18 protein-coding genes are annotated in these 25,764 nt (G+C 61.9%); 9 read left to right on the forward strand and 9 right to left on the reverse strand.

Features of this window, described 5'->3' with window-relative positions; translation table 11 throughout:
• Positions 1–10: 10 nt before the first annotated feature.
• From AC4CWH_RS23805 to AC4CWH_RS23840, 8 genes are all read right to left on the reverse strand, one after another.
• Complete coding sequence (locus tag AC4CWH_RS23805) at positions 11–1,741, reverse strand: M14 family metallopeptidase (RefSeq protein ID WP_491321710.1); 1,731 nt, start codon at positions 1,739–1,741, stop codon at positions 11–13.
• A gap of 5 nt (positions 1,742–1,746) precedes the next feature.
• Positions 1,747–2,595 carry an ABC transporter permease gene (locus AC4CWH_RS23810; protein ID WP_491321711.1) on the reverse strand — a complete coding sequence of 283 codons (849 nt, stop codon included), beginning with the start codon at positions 2,593–2,595 and terminating at the stop codon, positions 1,747–1,749.
• Positions 2,596–2,600: 5 nt separating this feature from the next.
• Positions 2,601–3,524 (reverse strand): ABC transporter permease, encoded by a 924-nt coding sequence (locus AC4CWH_RS23815; protein ID WP_491321712.1) that lies wholly within the window; start codon positions 3,522–3,524, stop codon positions 2,601–2,603.
• A 70-nt stretch (positions 3,525–3,594) separates the two neighbouring features.
• On the reverse strand, positions 3,595–5,130 hold the full coding sequence (locus tag AC4CWH_RS23820) for an ABC transporter substrate-binding protein (protein WP_491321713.1): 1,536 nt from the start codon (positions 5,128–5,130) through the stop codon (positions 3,595–3,597).
• Between the two features lie 43 nt (positions 5,131–5,173).
• Positions 5,174–6,991 carry an ABC transporter ATP-binding protein gene (locus AC4CWH_RS23825; protein ID WP_491322325.1) on the reverse strand — a complete coding sequence of 606 codons (1,818 nt, stop codon included), beginning with the start codon at positions 6,989–6,991 and terminating at the stop codon, positions 5,174–5,176.
• Between the two features lie 5 nt (positions 6,992–6,996).
• Positions 6,997–8,772: an acetyl/propionyl/methylcrotonyl-CoA carboxylase subunit alpha gene (locus AC4CWH_RS23830; RefSeq protein ID WP_491321714.1), complete on the reverse strand. Its 1,776-nt coding sequence runs from the start codon at positions 8,770–8,772 to the stop codon at positions 6,997–6,999.
• A complete protein-coding gene (gene pxpB, locus AC4CWH_RS23835) occupies positions 8,769–10,424 on the reverse strand; it encodes a 5-oxoprolinase subunit PxpB (protein WP_491321715.1) in 1,656 nt (551 codons plus the stop codon). Before pxpB ends, AC4CWH_RS23830 begins: the two co-directional genes overlap by 4 nt.
• A complete protein-coding gene (locus AC4CWH_RS23840; protein WP_491285907.1) occupies positions 10,421–11,188 on the reverse strand; it encodes a LamB/YcsF family protein in 768 nt (255 codons plus the stop codon). Before AC4CWH_RS23840 ends, pxpB begins: the two co-directional genes overlap by 4 nt.
• A gap of 258 nt (positions 11,189–11,446) precedes the next feature.
• Here AC4CWH_RS23840 and AC4CWH_RS23845 point away from each other — a divergent pair, with 258 nt between their 5' ends.
• The 9 genes from AC4CWH_RS23845 (at position 11,447) to AC4CWH_RS23885 (ending at position 23,958) form a co-directional block, all read left to right on the forward strand.
• The gene (locus AC4CWH_RS23845) at positions 11,447–12,133 is read left to right on the forward strand and encodes a GntR family transcriptional regulator (protein ID WP_491285905.1); all 687 of its coding nucleotides are present in this window, start codon (positions 11,447–11,449) and stop codon (positions 12,131–12,133) included.
• A gap of 99 nt (positions 12,134–12,232) precedes the next feature.
• On the forward strand, positions 12,233–12,820 hold the full coding sequence (locus tag AC4CWH_RS23850; protein WP_491285903.1) for an ANTAR domain-containing response regulator: 588 nt from the start codon (positions 12,233–12,235) through the stop codon (positions 12,818–12,820).
• 32 nt (positions 12,821–12,852) lie between these two features.
• Positions 12,853–14,121 carry a CmpA/NrtA family ABC transporter substrate-binding protein gene (locus AC4CWH_RS23855; RefSeq protein WP_491285902.1) on the forward strand — a complete coding sequence of 423 codons (1,269 nt, stop codon included), beginning with the start codon at positions 12,853–12,855 and terminating at the stop codon, positions 14,119–14,121.
• 685 nt (positions 14,122–14,806) lie between these two features.
• Positions 14,807–16,105 (forward strand): CmpA/NrtA family ABC transporter substrate-binding protein, encoded by a 1,299-nt coding sequence (locus AC4CWH_RS23860; RefSeq protein ID WP_491321716.1) that lies wholly within the window; start codon positions 14,807–14,809, stop codon positions 16,103–16,105.
• A gap of 315 nt (positions 16,106–16,420) precedes the next feature.
• Positions 16,421–17,332 carry a nitrate ABC transporter permease gene (gene ntrB / locus AC4CWH_RS23865; RefSeq protein ID WP_491285900.1) on the forward strand — a complete coding sequence of 304 codons (912 nt, stop codon included), beginning with the start codon at positions 16,421–16,423 and terminating at the stop codon, positions 17,330–17,332.
• A gap of 12 nt (positions 17,333–17,344) precedes the next feature.
• Positions 17,345–18,142 (forward strand): ABC transporter ATP-binding protein, encoded by a 798-nt coding sequence (locus AC4CWH_RS23870; protein ID WP_491321717.1) that lies wholly within the window; start codon positions 17,345–17,347, stop codon positions 18,140–18,142.
• 5 nt (positions 18,143–18,147) lie between these two features.
• Positions 18,148–20,595: a nitrite reductase large subunit NirB gene (gene nirB, locus AC4CWH_RS23875; protein ID WP_491285898.1), complete on the forward strand. Its 2,448-nt coding sequence runs from the start codon at positions 18,148–18,150 to the stop codon at positions 20,593–20,595.
• A 159-nt stretch (positions 20,596–20,754) separates the two neighbouring features.
• Positions 20,755–21,087: a nitrite reductase small subunit NirD gene (nirD, locus tag AC4CWH_RS23880; RefSeq protein ID WP_491285897.1), complete on the forward strand. Its 333-nt coding sequence runs from the start codon at positions 20,755–20,757 to the stop codon at positions 21,085–21,087.
• A gap of 213 nt (positions 21,088–21,300) precedes the next feature.
• Positions 21,301–23,958, forward strand: coding sequence for a nitrate reductase (locus AC4CWH_RS23885; RefSeq protein ID WP_491321718.1), 2,658 nt, complete (start codon positions 21,301–21,303; stop codon positions 23,956–23,958).
• A gap of 272 nt (positions 23,959–24,230) precedes the next feature.
• On the opposite strand, the gene AC4CWH_RS23890 is transcribed toward AC4CWH_RS23885, so the two are convergent.
• Entirely contained in the window at positions 24,231–25,592 is a 1,362-nt protein-coding gene (locus AC4CWH_RS23890; protein WP_491321719.1) for an amidase, read from the reverse strand.
• Positions 25,593–25,764: the final 172 nt, after the last annotated feature.

The raw sequence follows: 25,764 nt of genomic DNA on the forward strand, positions 1-25,764 counted from the left end.
GGCCATCCCCTCAGACGGTTCTTGCCGCCCCGATCTCCTGCCAGGCCTCATAGGCTGACAGCACGGTTTCCATCTGTGCCTTATGGCCGGCGATGAAGCCATCGCCATAAATGGTTTCATCGGGATATTCGGTGATCAGCGTCATCGGCACCGTGTGGCGGTCATCAAGCGAAGACAGGCAGGGAAAGCCGTTGATGATGCGAAAGCCGGTTTCGCCCGCATGGATCTCGTAAAGCGCGATCTGGCGGTCGTTATAGGCAAGAAGGCCGGGGATTTTCCCGAGATGCCGGGTGACGCGGTCGAGCAGCGCTTCGGCGTGAGCCTCGAAATTCGGGTGGTGGCGCATGATGAGGAAAAAGCCTTTCGGCAGCGTCCACATGCCAAAACCGCGCGGCACATAACCCGACAGTGGGCGTGTCCATTCGTGGCTCGGATAACCGTGCAGGTTGATGTGCAACTGCGCGCCGCTCAACTCCTGCGCCTTGAAGCGGATCTGCTTCTCATTGAGATGGACGCCTGAATTCTCCGGCGTGCGATATTCCAGATCATCGCCCAGCGCTGTGTAGCGGGCCGCGTGGTGCATGTGGCGGGGATTATCCTGCCGCAGGCGCTGGTGGATCGCATAACCATCGGGATTTTCGAGCGGGGAGATGGTGAAATGCGCGCCCTGCCTTTGCTTCAGTGCGGAGGCTGCCCGAAGCGCGCCGACAATACCGGTTGTCTCGTTCGGGTGCTGGCCGCCGCTGATCATGACCGGCAGGTCCGAACCCCTGACATAATGGGCAAAGAGGCGGCGTCCGGAGCGGGCGCGGGCCTCGAAAACCTCGCCGCCGATGGCGGAAAGTTCGGCGGCAATCTGGCGGGCAGCAAGCGGCTCCTGCGCCGTGTCGATTGTCTGGTCGGCGCCGTCAAGAAAGCCGGTTTCGAAGGCGCGCGTGGCGATACGCACCGACACCTCACCTTTGCTTTTCACGATTTCCGGCACGATCTGGCCGGGCTTTAAACCGCGATCACCGAGCGGACGGCCGGATTTCTTCTGGAAATATTCGAGCAGGGAAAAATAGAAATCCTCGTGCAGCGCCTCGCGCAGGCTCATCACCTCGTCGCCGAGCGGCAGCGGCTCATCTTCAGCGGGGTAGCTGACATGGATGTTCAGCTCTTCGAAATAAGGCTCTTCAGCCCCAAAGTCATGATCGGCCACGGCCTGGATGGCGGCTTCAAACAGCGCTTCGTAATCGGTTTCGAGCCGTATACCGTCTTCGCCTTGCCGCAACAGCCAGCCGGTGGGCGACAGGTTGGTTTCGCCGACGGCATCCATATGCACGCGGTTCGGGGCAAGCACCCGATGGGTCTCCCCGCTGCCGTCGCGACGAAGTGTCACGTCGTAGAACAGGTTCTCGTCGGTGCGTGGCAGAAAGGTGATCGCAGCTTTCCCCACCAACCCGGCCAGCGGATAGGCTTCCAGCCGGAAGCGGTTTTCCGGGGCGGCGGGATGGACGGGATAGCGGACCTCGATCTCACCGACGCCGACCAGATCGACCTCTTCGAGAAAGAAGCAGAGAAGCGGCTTGTAAGCGCTGCGGATGCGGGCGGTGATGCCCTTTTGCTTGAGTACCTCTTCGGCGGCCTTGCGGCTCTGACGGTCATCTAAGGTCCAGGCCTCGAATGTCTGCCCCGGCTTTGCCTCGGCCACCAGACGATCCAGTGTCCGCTCGAAGGATTTTGCAAAGATCTCGGTCATGGGGTTTACCTCGTGGTTCTGCCGGTCGGGTCGAGGCTGTCACGCAGCCAGTCGCCGAGAAGGTTGAGGCCAAGCACCGTCAAGAGGATGCCGAGACCCGGAAAGACGCTGACCCACCAGGCGATCTGCAGATAGGTGCGCCCGTCGGCCAGCATGCCGCCCCAGCTTGGAATGGTCGGATCGACGCCGAGGCCCAAAAAGGTCAGGCTGCTTTCGAGCAGGATATTGTTGGCAACATTCAGCGTCATCAACACGATGACCGGGCCGATGAGATTGGGCAGCAGGTGCTGGATGATGATGCGCCAGTCGGCAACGCCGATGGCACGCGCTGACAGGATGAACTCGCGTTCCCGCAGCGTCAGCACAGATCCGCGCACAAGGCGGGCATACTGCACCCATTGCGACACGATGAGCAGGATGATGGTGTTGGTCAGGCTGCCGCCGACGATGGCGATGAAGGTAATGGCAAGCAGGATGAACGGCATGGCGAGCTGGATATCGGCAAAGCGCATCACCACCATATCCCAGAAGCCGCGATAATACCCGGCAATCAGCCCCATCAAGACGCCAAAAATCACGGCGCCGATGACGGAGGTGAAGCCGACGAGCAGCGAGATCTTGCCGCCCGCCACGACGCGGGCGAGCACATCGCGCCCCAGCGGATCGGTGCCGAAGGGATGGGCGGCGCTGGCGAACGGCTTTGCCAGCCGCGCCATCAGGTCAATCTTGTCCGCGCCGCCGGGAAACAGCACGTCGGAGAAAAGGACGGCAAGGCAAATGACGGTGGTGAGCGTGGCGCCAAGGATGAATTCGAGGCTTGCAAAACGCGAGCGGCGTGTGGTCGTGGTGGCCATGTCTATCACTCCGTCCGGATGCGCGGATCGACCAGCCCGTAGGCGATATCGACCAGAAGATTGATGCCGACGATCATCAGCGAGAGCACGGTGATGACGGCCTGCAGCACGGGATAATCGCGGGCCGACACCGCATCGAAGGCAAGCGTGCCCATGCCCGGCCAGTTAAACACACGCTCGATGACAACGATGCCACCCAACAGTCCACCAAATTGCAGGCCGAAATAGGTGATGAGCGGGATGGCGCAGTTGCGCAGCGCGTGTTTGTAGAGAACCTTGGTTTCGCTCAAACCCTTGGCGCGCGCCACCATGACATATTGCGATTGCAGGGTTTCCAGCATGGAGGTGCGCACGAGGCGCACATTGGTGGCGGTGAGGATGACGCCCATGGTGATGGCCGGCATCACGTAGCTCGCAGCCCCGCCCATGCCGCTCGGCGGCAGCCAGCCGAGCGTGATCGCAAACAGCAGCACCAGCATGGTGGCGAGCCAGAAATTGGGAAATGACAGGCCGATGAGCGAAAAGATACGGATCGCCTGATCGGCGGCCTTGCCCTTGGCGGTGGCCGCCTTGATGCCGAGCGGAATGGAGAGAACGATCGAGACGGCCATGGAGATGAAGGCGAGCAGCAGCGTTGCCGGCAGCGCATTGCCGATGAGCAGCGAAACCGGCGTTCCCCCGGTAAAGCTGCGGCCGAAATCGAGCGTCACCATGCCCTTGAGGAAGCTCAGGTACTGGACGAGAAACGGCTGGTCGGTGCCGAGCGCTGCGCGGATGCGCGCCAGATCTTCCTCCGTCATGCTGCCGCCGCCCTGGAACATCATCAGCGCGGGATCACCGGTCAGGCGGATGGCGAAGGAAACGATGAGCGTGATGGCAATGACGACGAAAATCGCCTGCAGCAATCGCTTGATAAGGAAACCGGCCACGTTTTTAGTCCTTGAGGATCGAGAAAGGCGGTGCCGCCGCAACAGGTTCGGCGGCACCGGATGTTTCAGGTTACTCGACGGTGACGTCGGTCAACTTCAGGCGGTTGTCCGGCGGTGCGACAAAACCCTTCACGCGCTTGGAAATGCCGTAGATCGACTTGGTGTTGTAGAGCGGCAGTTCCAGAGCCCGGTCGGCTGCATATTTGGCAACGTCCTTCAGGATCTTTTCCCGCTCTGCCCGGTCCGTCAGCGGGCGCTGCGATTCCAAGAGCTTGTCCAGCGTTTCGTCCTTGTCATAGGGGTTCCACTTCTCGCCGGAGTGGTACATGGAATAGGCCGTGTTATCGAAATCGAAGGTCCAGCCACCCCAGGCCTGCTGGAACATCGCGCCGGTCTTGCCCTGCGGGATGATGTCGTTCAGCAGCACGTTGGTTTCGTATGGCTTGATGGTGGCGGTGATGCCGACCATCTGCAGGTAGCTTGCGATAACCTGCGCCACTTCGTTCATCGTCGCGTCATTGCCGCGAATGTCGATCTGGACGGTCGCGCCCGGCTTTACGCCGGCTTCGGCAAGCAACTTCTTGGCGCCGGCCGGATCATAGGGCAGGCCCTTCAGGTCCTTGTCATAACCGAAGGACAGCGCGCCCTGGAAGCTGACGATTTCGGCGGCCTGGCCGGCGAGGATCGACTTGACGATGGTGGCGCGATCGACCGCCATGATGATGGCCTTGCGCACCTTCGGATCAGCGGTGATGCCATCGCGCGTGTTGAAGCGCAGCGCCGTGACCGTCGGGCCGGCAACGCTGACGATCTCAAGCTTGCTGTCGCCTTCGATGACCGGGATCATGCCGATCGGAATGGTCGGCGGGATGACGAGATCCACACGACCGGCCTGCAGTTCGGCAACGGCGGTCGCAGGCTCGGGGATGAAGCGATATTCCAGTTCCGAAAGCTTCGGCGCCCCGCCCCAGTAATCCGGGTTGGCTTCCAGCTTGATGTTGACCTTCGGCTGGTAGGACACGAACTTGAACGGACCGGTGCCGACAGGATTGGTGTTAAAATTGTCCTCGCCCTTTTCGGTGATGTATTTCGGCGGGACGATCATGGCGCCATAACCGGCAAGCTTGGTCAGTAGCACCGGATCGGGCGCCTTCAGCTTCATGTCGACCGTGTAGTCGTCGATCACCTCGACGCTGTCGATGGCTGTATAATTGGAACGCTGCGGACCCTTGGCGCCCTGTTCACCGAGCAGACGCTCGAAGGTGAACTTGACGGCCGCTGCATTAAAGGGCTCGCCATCGTGGAACTTGACGTTCTGGCGCAGCTTGAAGCGGATGCGCTTGCCGTTATCCAGTTCTTCCCAGCTTTCGGCAAGGCCGGGCACCAGCTTCAGGTCCGGGCCGCGATAGGTCAGGCCATCGAAGATGTTCGTGGAAACGGCAGCCCACTGCACGAGGAATGTGTCGATGGGGTCCCAGCTGCCCGGGTCCTGCGGGCTGGAGATGGTCATCTTGCCGGCAGCGGCTGCGGGGCCGGCGTAAAAGGCCGTGCCTGAAAGGGCAAGGGCGAGGAAACTTGCGGCAAGGCCGCGCTTCAGACTGTGCATATGCTGTTCCTTTTCGTAAGGCTTTGCGATTGTGTCGCAGTTTTCAGGCGCGTCTTGCGACGAAATGGCCTGTCTCGATTTCCTCGTGGAGGAGAATGGCGGGTTCTTCGCCCACCTTGTGGACGGGGTTTGGGATCTCTCCCTCGATGAGCGCGGTGCGGCGCCTGCGGGTCGGATCTGCCACCGGAACGGCCGAAAGCAGGCGACGGGTATAATCGTGCTGCGGGGTCTCGAACACCTGGGCGCGGCTGCCCATTTCCATGATCTGGCCGAGATAGAGAACGGCAACGCGGTGGCTGATCTCTTCCACCACCGCCATGTCATGGCTGATGAAAACATAGGCGAGCCCGCGTTCGGCCTGCAGATCCATGAAGAGCGCGATGATCTGCGCCTGGATCGACACGTCGAGCGCCGACAGCGCCTCATCGGCGATGATCAGCTTCGGGTCACCGGCCAGCGCGCGCGCAATGGCGACGCGCTGGCGCTGGCCGCCGGAAAATTCGTGCGGATAACGATCGGCATGGGCAGACGTCAGGCCGACCCGTTCCAGCAACTCGTCCACCCGGCGGCGCACGTCCTTGCCGGAAAGGATGGCATGGGTGTTGATCGGCTCGGCAATCGAAAAACCGACGGTCTTTCGCGGATCGAGCGAAGCAAACGGGTCCTGAAAGATATACTGCACGTCGCGGCGCAGGCGAAACCGTTCGGCCGCAGACATGGTGGAGAGCGGCTTGCCCTGAAACGCGATGTCGCCGGAGCGGCTTTTCTGCAATTGCTGAATGGTGCGCCCAATGGTGGATTTGCCCGAACCGCTTTCGCCGACCAGGGCCAGCGTTTCGCCCGGATGGATATCGAAGCTGACCTTGGAAACAGCGTTCAACCGATGCGTAACTGTGCCGAACAGTGTACGGCGGATGTCGAAGGTGACCGAGAGATCCTTCACCGTCAGCAGCGGCTTTTCGTCGTAACGGGCGGTATCCTGCACCCGCTCCTCGCCGACGAGTACAGGCGCGCCGTCTTGCAGCACCGTGAGCGGCATGCGCTTGGGAAACGGCTCGCCCGCCATGCTGCCAAGGCGCGGTACTGCGGCCAGAAGCGTGCGCGTATAGGGATGCTGCGGATTGGCAAATATGTCTGCGACAGGGCCTTCCTCGACCTTTTTGCCCTTCCACATCACCACCACGTCATCGGCCATTTCCGCCACCACGCCCATGTCATGGGTGATGAAGATCATGCCCATGCCCAGCTCCTTTTGCAGGTCGCGCAGGATGGTGAGGATCTGGGCCTGGATGGTGACGTCGAGGGCCGTCGTGGGCTCGTCGGCAATGAGAAGTTTCGGCCGGCAGGCGAGCGCCATGGCAATCATCACCCGCTGGCGCATGCCGCCGGAAAGCTGGTGTGGATAACGCTTCAGGAGTGCTGCTGAATCCGGCAGGCGCACCATGTCGAGCAGGCGGCGCGCCTCGGCGGTGGCCTCGGCCTTGCTGATGTTTTCATGCAGCAGCAGCACTTCACAGATCTGGTCGCCGATGGTGAAGACCGGGTTGAGCGAGGTCATCGGCTCCTGGAAGATCATGGCGATCTCCTTGCCGCGGATGCTTCGCATCGCCTTTTGCGAGAGGGTAAGCAGATCCTGTCCGCCGAACCGGATGTGCCCTTGCGCAAATTGTGCGCCCATCATGTCGGCAAGCCGCATGACGGAGAGCGAGGTGACGGATTTGCCTGAGCCGGATTCGCCGACGACGGCGACCGTGCGGCCAGCTGCCACGGAAAAGGAGAGATCATCCACCACCCGGTTGCCGGAAAATTCGACGCTGAGGTTTTCGATGGCAATCAGCGGCGTCGCTGTGGTCTCGTTCATCGGTGTCATGTCAGCGCCTCCGGCTGAACGTCAGCCACGGGGGTGGAAGAGGAATTGGCCGGCCGGATATGGCCAAGAACGGCGCCGGCCTGCTGGAAGGAACCGGCCTCTGCGGCAATGGTGAGGATGCCCGCTCGAGGGGCAGAAACGGCGGTTTCCATCTTCATGGCGTCCATCATGGCAATCACGGCGCCCTTTTCGACTTGAGCGCCATCGGCCACGGTCCAGTGAACGAGGTTGCCGGGGACGGGCGCGAGAAGTGCCGTGTCATCCGTCTCAGCCGGTGCGGGCTTTGACGCAGGCACAATGCCCCCTCCCCCGAGACGTTCCAGAAAACTGACGGGCAGACGAAGCGACACGCGCTTGCCGTCTATCTCGACATGGCCGGACAGCATATCCTCGCCGTCATCAGGCTCGGGCCGATGCTGAGCCTCCAGTTCGCCAGCAAAACCAGTCTCGATCCAGCGGGTATGGACGTTGAAATCAGGGCCGGCAAAATCCGGATGCGCCAGCACCGCCCGGTGGAAGGGCAGAACGGAGGGCACGCCGTCGATCTGAAATTCCGCCATGGCGCGGCGCGCGCGGGCAATCGCCCGGTCACGATCCGGCGCCCAGACGATGAGTTTTGCCACAAGCGAATCGAACATCGGCGCAACATCCGAGCCGCTTGTGACACCGGTATCCAGCCGCACGCCGGGGCCTGAGGGTGGCGAGAAGTTTTTGATCTTTCCGGCAAAGGGCAGGAAGCCGCGCGCGGGATCTTCGATATTGATGCGAAACTCGATGGCGTGGCCGCGCGGTTCCGGCATTTGCGTGATCGAGAGGGCTTCACCTTCGGCAATACGGAACTGTTCGATGACGAGATCGAGCCCGGTCGTTTCCTCGCTGACGGGATGTTCCACCTGCAGGCGCGTGTTGACCTCAAGGAAGGAAATGACACCATCGACGCTGAGCAGGAATTCCACAGTGCCTGCACCGACATAACCGGCCGCCGCACAGATATCGCGCGCGGCCGTGTGGATCACATCGCGCTGCGCGTCCGACAGGAAGGGTGCCGGCGCTTCTTCCACCAGTTTCTGGTTGCGGCGCTGCAGCGAGCAATCGCGCGTGCCGACGACGAGCACATTGCCGCGCCGGTCTGCCAGCACCTGCGCCTCGATGTGGCGGGGGCGGTCGAGGAACTGTTCGACATAACATTCGCCGCGCCCGAAGGCCGCGACGGCCTCGCGGGTGGCGGAATTAAACAGGTCTTCCACCTCGTCCAGATGGCGGGCAATCTTCATACCGCGCCCGCCGCCGCCATGGGCCGCCTTGATCGCAATCGGCAGGCCGAATTTTCTGGCAAAGGCCAGCGCGTCGGCTGAATTGGAAATCGCCCCATCGCTGCCAGCCACCAGTGGCGCGCCGACCTTGCGGGCAATGTCGCGCGCCTTCAGCTTGTCGCCGAGTGCTTCGATGACCTCAGCGTCCGGTCCGATCCAGGTGAGGCCGGCGGCGATGACAGCGCTTGCAAATGCGGCATTCTCCGACAGGAAACCATAACCCGGATGCACCGCATCGGCGCCGGAGCGTTTTGCAATCGCGATCAGCTTGTCGATGTCGAGATAGCTGTCTTTCGGGATGTTGCCGCCGAGCGCATAGGCCTCGTCGGCCAGCGTGACGAAAAGCGCATCGGCATCGGCGTCAGCATAAACGGCAACACTTGCCAGCCCGTAATCGCAGCAGGCCCGGATGACGCGTACGGCGATTTCACCGCGATTGGCAATCAGCACCTTTTTCATAGGCTGTTTCCTGACATGAGGTGCGGGGTAAACGGCATCAGCGCATTGAACCGGATGCGTGCGCCGACAGGCACCTGCCCCGCAAGATCGAGATGATGGGACGCGACATTACCGATGACGGGGTAACCGCCGGTCAGCGGATGATCGACCAGAAAGAGCACCGGCTGGCCGCTGGCCGGCACCTGGATGGCGCCGCGAATGGTGGCTTCGCTCGGCAGTTCGCCGGGGATTTCACGTTCCAGCGCCTCGCCCTGAAGCCTTATGCCGACGCGACTCGATTGCGCCGACACCGTCCATTCCTCCGACAGGAAGCGAGCGACGGAGCCTTGCGTGAACCAGTCGGTGCGCGGCCCAAGCACGATATCGAGCGTCACGGTTTCATCGGCACGCGGCATGGTAAAGGCTGGCGTTTCACCAAGAGTGACGAACGCTCCGGCCGGGGCGTCGGCAATGCCAATCACGTCGCCCACCTTCAACGGCTGAGGGCCGATCTGCGCCAGCATGTCGGTTGCGCAGCTTCCGAGAACGGGCGTGATATCAAATCCGCCGCGCACCGAGAGATAGGCGCGCATGCTTGATGACGCGATGGAGAGGGTGACGGTATCGCCATCCTCCACGGCAAAGGCCTGATGGTGCGGAGGCTCGATGCGTTTGCCGGACGTGGTGGTGATTGTGATCTGAACACGCGCGCCGGTGACCGCCATGACGCCTTGCCCACGCATTGCCAGCGAAAAGCCGCCGAGCGTGATTTCGAGCGTCGCCGCATCAGGCGCATTGCCGACGAGGCGGTTTGCCGCCGCAAGGCTTTCGCGGTCGGCAGCGCCCGAGCGGCTGATGCCCTGCGACACAAGCCCTTGCCGCCCGAGATCCTGAAACAGAACCGGAAGGCCGACTGTTAGAATTTCCACGGCGTTTTTCGAAGGTTTTGCCGCACGCGGCGTGTGTTTCGAAAACGAGGCGGCGTTGGCGCCAGCCTGAATGGTATAGGCGCCGTCTTTTGCTATGTCGAAAAAGCGTACGCGCTGGCCGGGCTGCAGCAGCGAGGCCGGCTTGCGTTCGATATCGAACATGGCAAGCGGCGTGGTGCCGATCAGCTGCCAGCCGCCGGGGCTGGCTTTCGGATAAACACCGCTGAAGGCGCCGGCAAGGCCGACGGAACCGGCCGGCACCAGCGTGCGCGGCGATTGTCGGCGCGGCACGGCAAGGCGCGGATCGCCTTCGGCCAGATAGGCAAAACCCGGCGCAAAACCGGTGAAGGCCACAAGATAATCATGGCCCGTATGGAGCCTCACGACATCTTCGCGCGACATTTTTATAAGCTCTGCGACGGCCAAGAGATCCTCGCCGTCATACTGCACGGGGATTTGGATGCATTCGCCCGCTCGATCAGAAGTCTGCGCGGTGTCGAGCCCGCGGAGGGCCAGCGTCAGCGTTTCGAGCGACAGCACGGCTGGATCGAAATCGATCATGACAGTGCGGGCCGCCGGAATGATTTCGCGGATGCCGGCAAGATCTGCGTGGCAAAGTGCATCGTAAAGCGCCAGCGTCTGTTTGAGATCGGCAAGCTCCAGCAGCACGCAACCGGTCCGCATCGGCAGGATGCGCCAGTCTCGCGGGCTTTCTGCTGTTTCGGGAGCCGGGCGCGTGCTCATGCGGCATCCGTAAAGGCAGCGATGGTGATGCCGGCTTCGTGGAGGCGCAGCCGCAGGCGGCGCGCCATTTCCACGGCACCTGGGCTATCGCCATGCACGCAGATGCTGTCCGCCTTGATCCGGGTGGGTTTGCCGTCGATGGAGGTGATGACGCCTTCGCGCACCAGCTTTACCATACGCTCCGCCACCTCTTCCGCATCGTGCAGCACGGCACCCGGTTCGCGACGCGAGAGAAGTTGACCATCGGCGGTATAGGCGCGGTCGGCAAAGGCTTCGGCAACAACGCGAAGGCCGGCGGCTTGCGCCTGCTCCACCAACGGCGAACCGGCAAGCGCCATCAGCACCAGTTCCGGGTCCACCGCCTGGATGGCGGTGATCACGTCTGCCGCCTGGCGGGCGTCAAAGGCAATGGTGTTATAAAGCGCGCCGTGCGGCTTCACGTAGGTGACGCTTGTGCCGGCAGCACGCGCAAGGCCTTTCAGCGCGCCGATCTGGTAGATCACGTCGCCCACCAGTTCCTCGCTCGAGGGATCCATGTTGCGGCGGCCAAAGCCTGCGAGATCGCGGTATCCGACATGGGCGCCGACGGCGACGTTTCGCGCGGCGGCAGCAGACAGCGTCTTCAGGATGCCGGCCGGATCGCCCGCATGAAAACCGCAGGCGACATTGGCGCTCGTCACCACATCGAGCATGGCGGCATCGTCACCCATTTTCCAGGGGCCAAAACTTTCGCCGAGATCACTGTTGAGATCGATTGCCCGCATGAAAAAGCCATTCCCCGCCCTGAACTGGTGAGGAGGCTACCAAAGGTGGACAATTGAGTCTAGAGTGTTGAACAATATTTACACATTGCCCTACAGTTGGTCAGATGCCGTGTTATTGTGCAGTGCATCAGAATGCGGGAGTGCGAGCCTTTCCTGTTGATGTTGCAGCGCATCTGCGCCTAAGGCAGTGTGGAAACAGTGCGTCGACCGTCAACGGTTCGGCGCGGCAGGGGCGGTGCCCGGACAGATCGAGACCCGATGAAGATTTTGAACGAAACAGGCGAGGCTCCATCGGCTTCCAGCCAGACGCTGGCGGAAACGGTGGCGGACCGCATTCGCGAACAGGTGGTCTCCGGCCGCCTGACACCCGGCAGCCACCTGTCGGAACTGGCGCTCAGCGAAGAGATGCACGTCTCGCGCAACACGCTGCGCGAAGTGTTTCGCATGCTGACCAAAGAGGGCCTGTTGCGCCACGAGGCCAATCGCGGCGTTTTTGTCGCCACGCCCAGCATGTCCACCATTATGGATATCTACAGGGTGCGCCGCATGATCGAATGTCCGGCGCTTGCGCAGGCGCATCCCAGCCACCCGAGCGCCCGAAAGATGCGCGCCGCCGTGGAAGCCGCCCACCAGTGCCGCAGCACGCGCGACTGGCTCGGCGTCGGCAGCGCCGACATCGCCTTTCACGCCGCCGTGGTGGAACTGGCAGACAGTCCGCGTCTCTCTGCCTTCTTCTTCGAAGTATCGCTGGAACTGCGCCTCGTCTTCGGCCTGCTGCGCGACCCCGAGTTCCTGCACGCCCCCTTCATCGACCAGAACCTGAAGATCCTCACCGAGTTCGAGGAAGGCAAACCGGCAAAGGCGGCAGACACGATGGAAACCTATTTGAACCTGGCCGAACGTTTTATCATGAGCGCCTATGGCCGACTGCCGGTGAAGCCATGATGTGGGCCTGAGGCCGCGGTTCCGCCTTCAGCCACGATAAGCTCGCCCCGACTGCCGATAGCGCTTGCCAAGCATGCTGCGCTGCGGCATCACTTCTTCATGCGAGCCCCTGACCTCACCATTCTTGTGATTGATGAAAATGCCGTGCGCGCGGCGATCATCGAGGAAGGTTTGCGCGAGGCGGGGCATCTGCAGGTCACCGTCGCGCACGAGATGAACGGCATTGCCCGCGTCATCGAAACGCTGGCGCCTGACGTCATCATCATCGATATCGAAAACCCCAATCGCGACATGATGGAGCATCTGTTCCAGCTGACGCGCACGGTCTCGCGGCCGATTGCCATGTTTGTCGATCGCTCCGATACGGCTGCGATCGAGGCGGCGGTGGATGCGGGCGTGTCCGCCTATATCGTCGATGGCCTGCGCAAGGAGCGTGTGAAGCCGATCCTCGATATGGCCGTCAGCCGGTTCAATGCCTTCAGCCGGCTGCAGCGGGAGCTGGCGGAAGCCCGCAGCCAGCTTGGCGAGCGCAAGGTGATCGAGCGCGCCAAGGGCATTTTGATGAAAATGCGCGGCCTCTCGGAAGAAGAAGCGTTCACGCTTTTGCGCCAGACCGCGATGAACGAAAAGAAAAAGCTGGCCGATATCGCCCAGAGCGTGGTGACCGCAGCGGGGTTGCTGCTGTGAGCAAACGATCGGAAGGGGCCGGAGTGAGCGACATGACGACGAAGGCCGAGACCGGGGTGCCCCACAGCCCGGCACAGATTGCCGGACGGGAGCAGCGCGTGCTGCGCGCCGGCTTCATTCCGCTGATGGATGCCTCCATCCTGATTGCCGCCTTCGAGACGGGCCTTGCCGAACGCGAGGGCCTGACGCTCGATCTGGTGCGCGATGTTTCCTGGGCAAACGTGCGCGACCGGCTGGCCTTTCGCCAGTTCGATATCGCCCATATGCTCTCGCCCATGCCGGTTGCCTCCATGCTCGGCCTCGGCTCCAACCCGTCGCCGACGATCACGCCGTTTTCGCTTGGGCGTGGCGGCAATGCGATTACGCTCTCGACACGGCTTTTTGCCCGCATGCAGGCGGTATCAGGGCTTGGCGAACAGGCGTCTGCACTGGAAAACGCCAAGGCGCTCGCCGCAGTTCTCGAGGATATGCGCAAATCCGGCGAACAGCCGCCGACGCTTGGCATGACCTATCCGTTTTCCTCGCACAATTACGAATTTCGTTATTGGCTTGCGGCCGGCGGCATCGATCCGGATCGCGACGTGAAGCTGGTCGTGGTGCCCCCGCCCCTCACCTCCGATGCCCTGGCGGCCGGCGCCATCGACGGGTTTTGTGTCGGTGCGCCGTGGAACATGGTGGCGTCAGAGCGCGGCGTCGGGCGCATCGTGGCGGCCAAGCAGGACATATGGCCATCGGCCCCGGAAAAGGTCATCGGCATGCGGCCCGACTGGGCGGAGTTGAACGGCGAGACCGTGTCTCGGCTGATCGTGGCACTGGATGCTGCCGCGCGCTGGTGCGACGATGCGGACAATCACGATACGCTGGCCGACATGCTGGCGGGCCCGCGTTATATTGCTGCGCCGAAGGATATCATCCGCCATGTGCTCGCCGGCGAATTCAGCCTGGATGCCAAGGGCAACCGGCGGCTGATCCCCGATTATTTCCAGTTCCACCGCGAAAACGCCAACCTGCCGCGTCAAAATCAGGCGTTGTGGATTTTCAGCCAGATGATCCGCTGGGGCCAGACGGGATATAGCCAGACCTCCGCTGCAAAAGCGAAAAGCGCTTTCCGCCCGGACCTTTATCGCCATGCGCTGGGGGCAGATGCCATCTCCGTTGAGGACGGAGGTCTTGAGGGCGTCGCTGACAATGATCGCTTCATGGACGGCCATGTTTTCGATCCCTCGCGCATGGAAGAGTATGTGGCGGGCTTTGCGGTGAAAAACGCCAGTGCTGCAGAGGGCGAGCCGCAAGATTTTTGAGGCGGGTTTTTGGGTTTGGATAGGACCGGGCCGTCGCCGCTGAGTTTTGCGGCCGCCCCCTCTGTCCTGCCGGACATCTCCCCCACAAGTGGGGAGATCAGCCGGAAACTGGTTCCCGATCTCCGGACACCACGGAGCTGCCGAACATTTTTCGGTCCGGCATTTGGTATGCAAAAGCGACGGCAAGACGCGTTATGCGCTAAACAATGAGTGCGGCCCTGGCCCCACGTTGATCTCCCCACCTGTGGGGGAGATGCCCGGCAGGGCAGAGGGGGGGCGAGCCGCATACGCTGATCTGCATGGCGTAACCCGACTTTTCATCCCTCCCAGCCGCCATCACTGCCCATTTCCCGCGCGGTATATTTTGGGCAATTGCAGCATGTGCCCTCAATTTATGCAGGCCTGACGCGCAGACCGTTCCGAATAAATCAAGCTCTTTCGCCCGAAAGCGTCGCTGTTTCAACCAGATAACACCAGCCTACCCAAACTGGCACACGCATTGCATAGAAAATACTGATCCGGTCAACGGCGACCGGAGACAAAGAACGCCTAACCCGCGTTCACCAGAGACACCGACGTCGCTTGGTTTTTGCAACTTGTGGGGATTTTCCCCTTGAGACGCATCATACCGGGCGGCGTTTTTTGTTTTTCCGCATGTCCGTAACCAAAAAAAGGGGAACAGCATATGACGAAGACGACAGGTGCAGGCCTTAGCCGCCGCGGAATTTTGAAGACGACAGCGGCTGCCGGATTGATCGGTGCCGTGCGCATGGCCTTTCCTTCCGGCGCCTTTGCCGCAGGGGCCGGCCCGGAAGTGAAGGGTGTCAAGCTCGGCTACATCGCGCTGACCGATGCCGCTCCGCTGATCATCGCGCAGGAAAAGGGCCTGTTTGCCAAGCATGGCCTGCCCGAGGTGGAAGTGCTGAAGCAGGCCTCCTGGGGTGCGACGCGCGACAATCTTGTGCTCGGCGGCGCCGCAAACGGCATCGATGGCGCTCATATCCTGACGCCCATGCCTTACCTCATCTCCACCGGCAAGGTGACGCAGAACAATGTGCCGGTGCCGATGTCGATCATCGCCCGCCTCAACCTCGACAGCCAGGGCATTTCAGTTGCCAAGGAATATGCCGCAACCGGCGTGCAGATGGATGCCGCCAAGCTGAAGGAGGCCTTTGCCGCCAAGAAGGCCGCCGGCAACGAGATCAAGGTTGCGATGACGTTTCCGGGCGGCACGCATGATCTGTGGATCCGCTATTGGCTCGCCGCCGGCGGCATCGATCCGGACAAGGACGTCTCCACCATCGTCGTGCCGCCGCCGCAGATGGTGGCAAACATGAAGGTGGGCAACATGGATGCCTTCTGCGTGGGCGAGCCGTGGAACGAACAACTGGTCAACCAGGGCATCGGCTTTACCGCCTGTACCACCGGGGAATTGTGGAAGGGCCACCCGGAAAAGGCGCTCGGGCTTCGCTCCGACTGGATCGAGCAGAACCCGAATGCCGCGCGTGCGCTGATGATGGCCGTGATGGAAGCCCAGATCTGGGCCGACAGCATGGACAACAAGGAAGAGATGGCCGCGATCCTTGGCAAACGCCAGTGGTTCAACGTGCCGCCGAAGGATGTGGCGGGGCGCCTGAAGGGCACCATCAATTACGGCAATGACCGTTTGGTGGAAAATTCCGGCCTCGAGATGAAGTTCTGGAAGGACCACGCGTCCTATCCCTTCAAGAGCCACGATGCCTGGTTCCTCACGGAAAACATCCGCTGGGGCAAGTTTGCGCCCGACACGGATATCAAGGCGCTGGTCGACAAGGTGAACCGCGAGGACATCTGGCGCGCTGCCGCCAAGGATCTCGGCGTGGCCGCCGCCGATATTCCGGCGACCTCGTCGCGCGGAAAAGAGACCTTCTTCGACGGCAAGGTTTTCGATCCAGAAAACCCGAAAGCCTATCTCGACAGCCTGTCGATCAAGGCAAGCGCCTGAGGGAATTATCGGGCGACAGCAGCCGGGGGCGCCCCTCACCCGGCTGCTGCCCTTGGAAGGAGACCCCCTCTGGCCTGCCGACCATCTCCCCCACAAGGGGGGAGACCCAACGCGGCAGGCGTTCGGTTCCTGCCGTAGAGCGGGCTCCGGGTTAAGCCCTCCCCCCTTGTGGGGAGGGTTTGGGAGGGGATTTTCTTCTCATGCAAATGCCGCTCTCCCCGCCTGCGGGGAGAGTTGGCCAAGGGATGGGGGCAGCCCGACACCACCGCCTGACCTGTAATTGATCCTGATAACACCGCCCACGAGGACCACACCATGACCGCGACAGCCCGCAAGGCCGAGACTGAGATGACGGCGAAGACCATGGCAAAGGCGACGGCCGGCACAAGCGGCACCGTCGTTGCGCTCACCCGGCGCCCGGCGCCGAAACTGAACCTCGCGCCTTTGGCTCTTGCCGTGCTGCGCAATGTCCTGCCGCCGCTGGTGGTGCTGATCGCGCTGCTTGCCATCTGGCAGATTGCCTGTTCCGGCCCAGGCGCCAATCTTCCACCACCCTCGCAGGTGTGGATCGACAGCTACGACCTCATCGCCTCCCCGTTCTTCGACAACGGTCCGCAGGATATCGGCCTTGCCTGGCGCGTGCTGATTTCGCTGGAGCGCGTGGCAATCGGTTTTGGTCTTGCAGCCGTGGCCGGCGTGCTTTTGGGTGCGGTCGTCGGGCAATCCATCTGGGCCATGCGCGGGCTCGACCCCATCTTCCAGGTGCTGCGCACGGTGCCGCCGCTTGCCTGGTTGCCGCTATCGCTTGCCGCCTTCCAGAATTCCAACCCCTCGGCGATCTTCGTGATCTTCATCACCTCGATATGGCCTGTCATCATCAACACCGCCGTCGGCGTGCGCAATATCCCTGACGATTACCGCAACATCGCCCGCGTGCTGCGCCTCAACCCGCTGGAATTTTTTGTCCGCATCATGGTGCCGGCGGCAGCCCCTTACATCTTCACCGGCCTTCGCATCGGCGTTGGCCTGTCCTGGCTTGCCATCGTTGCCGCGGAAATGCTGACCGGCGGCGTCGGCATCGGCTTTTTCATCTGGGATGCGTGGAATTCCTCGCGCCTCACCGACATCATCGTGGCGCTCGCCTATATCGGCGTGACCGGCTTTGTCCTCGACAAACTGGTGGGCCTTGTCGGCTCGATCGTCACCCGTGGCACTGCCAAGAATTAAGGAGACGACCCCATGAGCGCCTACCTGAAAATCGATCACGTCGACAAGAATTTCGAACGCGCCGGCACGAAAACCGAGGTGCTGAAGGATATCTCGCTCACCATCGACAAGGGCGAGTTCGTCTCCATCATCGGTCATTCCGGCTGCGGCAAGTCCACGCTTTTGAACCTGATTGCCGGCCTCACCCGTGTTTCCGCCGGGGCCGTGCTCCTGGATAATATCGAGGTGAATGCCCCCGGCCCGGAGCGCGCCGTGGTGTTCCAGAACCATTCGCTGCTGCCGTGGCTGACCGTTTATGAAAACGTCAATCTCGCCGTCTCCAAGGTGTTTGCCGGCAAGAAGACGCGCGCCGAAAAGCACGACTGGGTGATTCGCAATCTCGATCTCGTGCAAATGGCCCATGCCAAGGACAAGCGTCCGTCGGAAATCTCAGGCGGCATGAAACAGCGCGTCGGCATTGCCCGGGCGCTCGCCATGGAGCCAAAGATCCTGCTGCTCGACGAACCGTTTGGCGCGCTCGATGCGCTGACCCGCGCCCATCTTCAGGATGCCGTGATGGAGATCCACAGCCGGCTCGGAAACACGATGATCATGATCACCCATGACGTGGACGAGGCGGTGCTTCTCTCCGACCGGATCGTGATGATGACCAATGGGCCGGCGGCAAAGATCGGCGAAGTGCTGGATGTGCCGATCCCGCGGGTGCGAGACCGCATCGCGCTTGCCTCCGATCGCACCTACCTCAAATCCCGCGAAGCCGTGCTGAAGTTCCTCTACGAACGTCACCGCTTCGTGGAAGCCGCGGAGTGAGCACCATGACGCAAAATCTCGTTATCATCGGCAATGGCATGGCGCCCGGGCGCATGCTGGAAGAGCTGTTCGAAAAGGCACCCGGCCTTTACGACGTGACGATCTTCAACGCCGAACCGCGCGTCAACTATGACCGCATCATGCTCTCGCCGGTTCTCTCGGGCGAGAAGGCCTATGGTGACATCGTCATCCACGATGACGCGTGGTACGCCGCGCATGGCGTGACGCTGCACAAGGGCGCAAAAGTCACCGGCATCGACCGGCAGGCGAAAACGGTGACCTCCGCCAATGGCACTACGGTTGCCTACGACAAGTTGGTGATTGCCACCGGTTCGCTGCCCTTCATCATCCCGGTGCCCGGTCATCAGCTGCCTGGCGTTCTTGCCTACCGCGATCTCGATGACGTGGAAAAGATGATCGAGATAGCCTCGGCAAAAGGCCGCGCCATCGTCATCGGCGCCGGTCTTCTGGGGTTGGAGGCGGCTTACGGATTGAAGCGGCAGGGCATGGAGGTGACGGTCATTCACCTCAACCCGACGATCATGGAACGCCAGCTCGATCCGCCCGCCGCTTACCTTCTCGAAAAGGCGCTGAACGAGCGCGGCATCGAGATCATCACCAAGGCCAATACCAAGCGGATCCTCGGCACGGAAAAGGTTGAAGGCATCGAGCTGGAAGACGGCCGCGTGATCTTTGGCGACATGGTGGTCATGGCCGTCGGCATCCGCCCGGCTTCAGGTCTTGCCAAGGATGCCGGCCTTGCCGTCAATCGCGGCATCGTGGTGGACGATGGCATGATGACCTCGGATGCCTCGATCTTCGCGCTTGGCGAATGCGCCGAACATCGCGGCATCTGTTACGGGCTGGTGGCCCCGCTTTATGAAAGCGCCCGGGTGCTCGCCGACCGGCTGACCGGCGGCTCGGCCGAATATCAGGGCTCTGTGGTCAACACCAAGCTGAAGGTCACCGGCATCAACCTGTTCTCCGCAGGCGATTTTGCCGAAGCGCCCGACCGCGAGGAAATCGTTCTGCGCGATGCCTCCGCGGGCATCTACAAGCGCCTGGTCCTGAAGGAAAACCGCATCATCGGCGCGGTGCTCTATGGCGAGACGGCGGATGGGTCTTGGTTCTTCGATCTTCTGAAGAAGGGCACCGATATCTCGCAGATGCGCGATACCCTGATTTTCGGCCAGTCCTACCAGGGGGGGGCCCCGCTGGACCCTATGGCGGCCGTTGCAGCCTTGCCGGATGATGCGGAAATCTGCGGCTGCAACGGCGTCTGCAAGGGCAAGATCACATCTGCCATCACCGGCAAGGGCCTGACGACGCTCGACGGCGTGCGCGCCCACACGAAAGCCTCCGCCTCTTGCGGCAATTGCACCGGCCTTGTCGAACAGCTGATGGCGCTGACGCTGGGCGATGCCTATAACCCCGCAACCGTCACGCCTATGTGTACCTGCACCGAGCTTGGCCATGACGACGTCCGCCGGCTGATCAAGGCGAAAACCTTAAAAACCATTCCGGCCGTGATGCAGGAACTGGAGTGGAAAACCTCCTGCGGCTGCGCAAAATGCCGGCCTGCGCTCAACTACTACCTCGTTTGCGACTGGCCGGACGAATATGCCGACGATTACCAGTCGCGCTATATCAATGAGCGTGTCCACGCCAATATCCAGAAGGACGGCACCTATTCCGTCGTGCCGCGTATGTGGGGCGGGGTAACGAATGCCGCCGAACTGCGCGCCATCGCAGACGTGGTCGACAAGTTCGAGATACCGATGGTGAAGGTTACCGGCGGCCAGCGCATCGACCTTCTCGGCATCGAGAAGGAAGACCTGCCGGCGGTCTGGGCCGATCTCGGCAAGGCCGGCTTCATCTCCGGCCAGGCCTATGCCAAGGGTCTGCGCACCGTCAAAACCTGTGTCGGCTCCGACTGGTGCCGGTTCGGTACGCAGGATTCGACCGGCCTTGGCATCCGCATCGAAAGGTTCATGTGGGGCTCATGGACGCCGGCCAAGCTGAAGCTTGCCGTGTCCGGCTGTCCGCGCAACTGCGCCGAAGCCACCTGCAAGGATATCGGCGTGATCTGCGTGGACAGTGGTTTCGAGATCCATTTTGCCGGTGCCGCCGGCCTCGATATCAAGGGCACTGATGTTCTGGGTCTCGTAAAGACCGCGGACGAGGCGCTGGAGCATATCGTGGCGCTGACCCAGATGTACCGCGAGCAGGGGCGTTATCTCGAGCGCATCTACAAATGGGCAAAGCGCATCGGCCACGACGAGATCCGCCGCCAGATCATGGAGGATGGCGAAAAACGCCAGGCCTATTACGACCGCTTCGTGTTTTCCCAGAAATTTGCGCAGGTGGACCCGTGGTCGGAGCGTGTCTCGGGCAAGGACAAACACGAGTTCAAGCCGATGGCGACCGTCGGTTATGGCGAGGCGGCGGAATAGCCAAAGCAACACCCTCTCTGGCCTGCCGGCCATCTCCCCCACGAGGGGGGAGACTCGTTGCAGCACCGCTTCGTTTTCCGCGTGACGGTTCGGCACTGTAAGCCCCTCCCCCGTGTGGGGAGGGGTTGGGGAGGGGACTTCAACCAGGAGAAGCATCGCATGACCTTCATCGACATCGGCCACATCGACGACATCCCCCTTCGCGGCGCGCGTTGCGTGAAAACGCCAGACGGCAAGATCGCCGTTTTCCGTACCGCCGAAAACGAGGTCTTTGCCATCGAGGACCATTGCCCGCACAAGGGCGGACCTCTGTCGCAAGGCATCGTCCACGGCAAGGCCGTCACCTGCCCGCTGCACAACTGGGTGATTTCGCTCGAAACCGGCATGGCGCTGGGGGCTGACGAAGGCGCGGTGAAAACCATTCCCGTGCGCAACGTGGATGGTCGGCTTTCGATTACGCTGGAGCGCCCGTTGATGGTTGCGGCGGAGTGAGGCGGATGCTGGCGAACAAAGCCGCTATTATACGTTCCCGGTTGTGGTCTCGGTGCGCCAGCTTTCTCCGTCATCCTCGGGCTCGTCCCGAGGATCTGCTGCGGCTGCTCGTGTGGAGGCGTTGGCAGATGGTCTGTACAAGCCCGACCATGACGACGCTCGGCTTTTCGCCCCGACCACGGCCAGAGAGCCAACCCTTCAGGAGGATTGCCGATGTCTAGTGAGACAAAAACCACCTGTCCTTATTGTGGCGTCGGCTGTGGGGTGATTGCGCGCGTGGAGGATGATGGCGCCGTCAGCGTGCGCGGTGATCCCGAACATCCGGCCAATTTCGGACGGTTATGCTCAAAAGGCTCGGCGCTTGCCGAAACGATCGGGCTTGAGGGGCGGGCGCTTTATCCGCAGATTTTTGGCGAAAGGGCAAGCTGGGCTGCGGCGCTTGATCTGGTGGCGGAAAAGTTTTCGCAAGCCATTGCGCAGCATGGGCCGGATGCCGTGGCCTTTTATGTCTCCGGGCAATTGCTGACCGAGGATTATTATGTCGCCAACAAGTTGATGAAGGGGTTTATCGGCTCGGCCAATATCGACACCAATTCGCGGCTGTGCATGGCGTCTTCCGTTGCCGGCCACCGACGCGCCTTTGGCACGGATATGGTGCCCGGCACTTACGAAGATCTCGAATTGGCCGATCTGGTCGTGCTGGTGGGCTCCAACATGGCCTGGTGCCATCCCGTGCTTTACCAGCGTCTTGCGGCGGCCAAGGCCAAAAGGCCTGGTCTGAAAGTGGTGGTGATCGATCCGCGCCGCACCGCTACATCCGACATTGCGGACCTGCATCTGTCCATCCGCCCGGATGGCGATGTCGCGCTGTTTAACGGGCTTCTGGGCCATCTTGTCCGCGCGGGCGCCGTAGATGAAAACTATGTCGGCGCCCATACGCAAGGGTTCGCGCAAGCGTTTTCCGCTGCCGATCTTTCCATGGCCGATCTCATCGAGATAACCGGCCTTCCGGCTTTGCAGATCCGACAGTTCATGGATCTGTTTGCGCGCACGCAGAAGGTGGTTACCTGTTACAGTCAGGGCGTCAACCAGTCATCCGTCGGGTCCGACAAGGTGAATGCCATCATCAACTGCCATTTGGCGACGGGCCGCATCGGGCGCCCCGGCATGGGGCCGTTTTCGCTGACCGGCCAGCCGAATGCCATGGGTGGTCGCGAGGTGGGCGGGCTTGCCAATATGCTGGCAGCCCACATGGCGATTGAAAACCCTGAACACCGCGACCGGGTGCAACGGTTCTGGCGCGCACTGAGGATGGCACAGAAACCGGGGCACAAAGCCGTCGATATGTTCGAGGCGGTGGCCGACGGGCGTATCAAGGCTTTGTGGATCATGTCCACCAATCCCGTCGTCTCCATGCCGGATGCCGACCGGGTGAAGGCCGCCATCGCTGCCTGCCCCTTCGTGGTCGTCTCCGACATTGAGCAGAACACTGATACCACCCGCCTTGCCCATGTGCTTTTGCCGGCAACCGGCTGGGGCGAAAAATCCGGCACTGTGACCAATTCCGAACGGCGCATCTCGCGCCAGCGCCCCTTTCTCCCCTCCCCCGGCGAGGCGCGCCCGGACTGGTGGCAGATGGCCGAGGTGGCGCGGCGAATGGGTTTTGTTGAAGCTTTTGCTTACGAAAGCCCGGCCGATATCTTTGCCGAACACGCCGCCCTGTCGGCTTTTGAGAACCACGGCGAGCGGGATTTCGATATCGGTGCTTATGCCGGAATCGATGGCGCCGGCTATGAGGCACTGGTGCCGTTCCAATGGCCGCAGGCGCCCGGCCAGCCCCGCATGGATAGTCGTTTTTTTAAGGACGGTCGCTTTTATCACGGGGATGGCCGGGCCCGCTTCATTGCAACGCCGGTCGTTCTCTCTGAGCGCAAGGGCGGTCAGTTTGCCATGACGTTGAATACCGGCCGTGTGCGCGATCACTGGCACACAATGACCCGGACAGGAAAAAGCGCCCGCCTCTCTGCCCATATCGGCGAGCCCTTCTGTGAAATCCACCCGCTGGATGCCCATGCGCTGAGGCTTGACGACGCAGACCTCGTGGAAATTTGTGCTGCAGGCGGCGCGCGGGTCATTGTGCGGGCACTTCTGTCGGAGCGGCAGAGCCGGGGGTGCGTTTTCGTGCCGATGCACTGGACGGATGAAACGGCCTCTCTTTCCCGCATCAATGCGCTTGTGCCGCCGCTGACAGATCCGGTCTCCGGCCAGCCGGCGTTGAAACAGGGTGCAGTGTCGGTGGCGCGGTATGCGCCGGCCGTCTATGCCTTTGCCGTTTCGCGGCACAAGCCGGAAGGGCTTGCCGCAGACTATTGGGCGCTTGCGAAGGCAGAGGGCGGTTTCCGCATTGAGCTTGCCTTCGATCAGCCGGTGGAGGATTGGGAGGCGTGGGCAAGGCGCAGTTTTGCAATCGGTGCTGATGCGGACCTGACGGGTTATGCCGATCGCCACGGCGGCAGGACACGGCTTGCCTTTTTTGCGGGGGACCAGCTGATCTGCGCGCTTTTCGTTGCGCCTTCTCCGGTGGCGGTGTCACGCAGCTGGATCGTGTGGCAGCTTGCCGCGCCGCAGCCTGATCCGATGGCCCGTCACGCCCTGATTGCAGGCCGCCCCGGCGCGGACCGGCCAGACCCCGGTGCCCTCGTCTGCTCCTGCTTCAACATTGGCGCGAATGAAATTGGCGGCGCGGTCATGTCCGGTTGCCGGTCCGTCGAGGCTATTGGCAAGGCACTGTCCGCGGGTACCAATTGCGGCTCCTGCCGTCCGGAAATTCGACGGATCGTCGACAGCTTCGAGGTGCTGGCTGCAGAGTGAATGTGCGGTTTTGGCGGAAATAGGGAGGTTAGGCGCACGGGCGCGAGGACTTTATTAATGTCCGATAATTTGAGTGCTAGCACACAAATTGCGCTCAGAGAGAAGGACCGCGCTGCGCCCCTCAAGTCATCCGATTTATACCATGGCCATGCGCTGTGGGGAAAGGGAAAACAGCAAAAACGTTGCCCTTCCCCTTCCCCGTCAGTCCCTCGTCCAACCGCCGATCTCTTTCCGGTGCGGTCGGGATGGCCCTCCCCTCCCCTGCCCGCTTGTTAGCCGCGCACCGATGCCAGGACGGCTTCGATGGCAAGGCCAACGGAGAGGATGTGGCGGTCCTGCATTTCAGTGCCGGCCACCATCAGTCCAACGGGGGCTTCGTTTTCGGCATGGCAGGGGATGGAAAGCCCGCAGCCATCGAGGAAGTTGAAGAAGGTGGAGTTGCGCAGGATGAGGCCGTTGGCGGCAAAGAAGGCGGCATCGTCTGCCACGAGCGGCGCAATCTCCGGCGCGATAACCGGAACGGTCGGTAGGATGACGGCATCATATCCGCGGACCCGGTCGGCAACGCCGGCCTTCCATGCTGTGCGAGCAGCCAGTGCATCGAGGTAATCGGCTGCACTGAGGTCGCGACCGCGAAGGATGCGCGCCTTGACGCGCGGGTCATAGGTCTCGCCGGCCTCCTCCAGAAGTTCACGGTGCCAGTGCCAGGCTTCCGGCGCTACCAGTCCGCCGCGTGCATAAATGCCGGCAAGCGCATTAAATTCCGGGATCTCGATTTCGGTGATGATGGCGCCGGCGGACGAGAGCGCTGACAGCGTGCGTTGGAATGCTGCGGCAACCGTGCTGTCCATGTCGTCCAGCACGACGGTTTGCGGCACGGCAAGCCGAAGACCGCGGACCGGGGCGGCGTCCGGCACGCCCTCGCCACTTGCGGAAATGATGGCGTCGATGATGGCGCAGCAGGTGACGCTTGCGGCCAGCGGTCCAATGGAATCCAGCGAGGTTGAAAGCGGCACGACGCCCTTTGCAGAAACACGGCGGGCCGTCGGCTTGAAACCGGTGAGGCCGCAGAGCGCCGATGGAATGCGGATCGAGCCGCCGGTATCGGTGCCGATGGCAGCCACCGCCATGCCGTCGGTTACTGAGACGGCAGCACCGGAGGACGAGCCGCCGGGCACGCGACCGATTGCCCGGTCATACGAGTTTTTCGGGGTTCCGTAGTGGGGATTGATGCCGATGCCGGAAAAGGCAAATTCGCTCATGTTCGTTGTGCCGGTGATGACGGCGCCGGCGGCGATGAGGCGGGAGACAACCGGCGCATCGGCTGTGGCGGCAGGCTTGCCCTTCAGCGCCACGGAGCCGGCAAGGGTGGTTTCGCCTTTAAGGTCGAACAGATCTTTCACCGAGATCGGCACGCCTTCCAACGGCGAGCGGCGAAAGCCGGCTGCGCGCGTGGCATCCGATGCGGTGGCAAGTTTCAAGGCGCGCTGATCGTTGCGGCGAATGAAGACGCGGGCGCCCTCGCCGGCGGAATCGTCGATGCGCGCCAAGGCTTCCTCGGTAAGGGTAACGGCGGTTTTTGTGCCGGCATCAAGAGCTGCGGCTGTGGTATGGATCGTCAAAAGTCTGGTCATGAAACATCCAAGCGAAACGAGAAATGGAACCGCGGGATGCTCGGATTTTTTCATTCGAGATGCAAGTCCGATGCGGCGGAGTGCGAGCGCGTGAACAGGCAAATGTTTGCTATTGAGGTCTGCCCCGTCATGCGGGTTGACAGCTGTCAACGGCTTTGAGTTTTGGCTTGCG

The organism is Neorhizobium sp. PAMB6716, assembly GCF_058242805.1.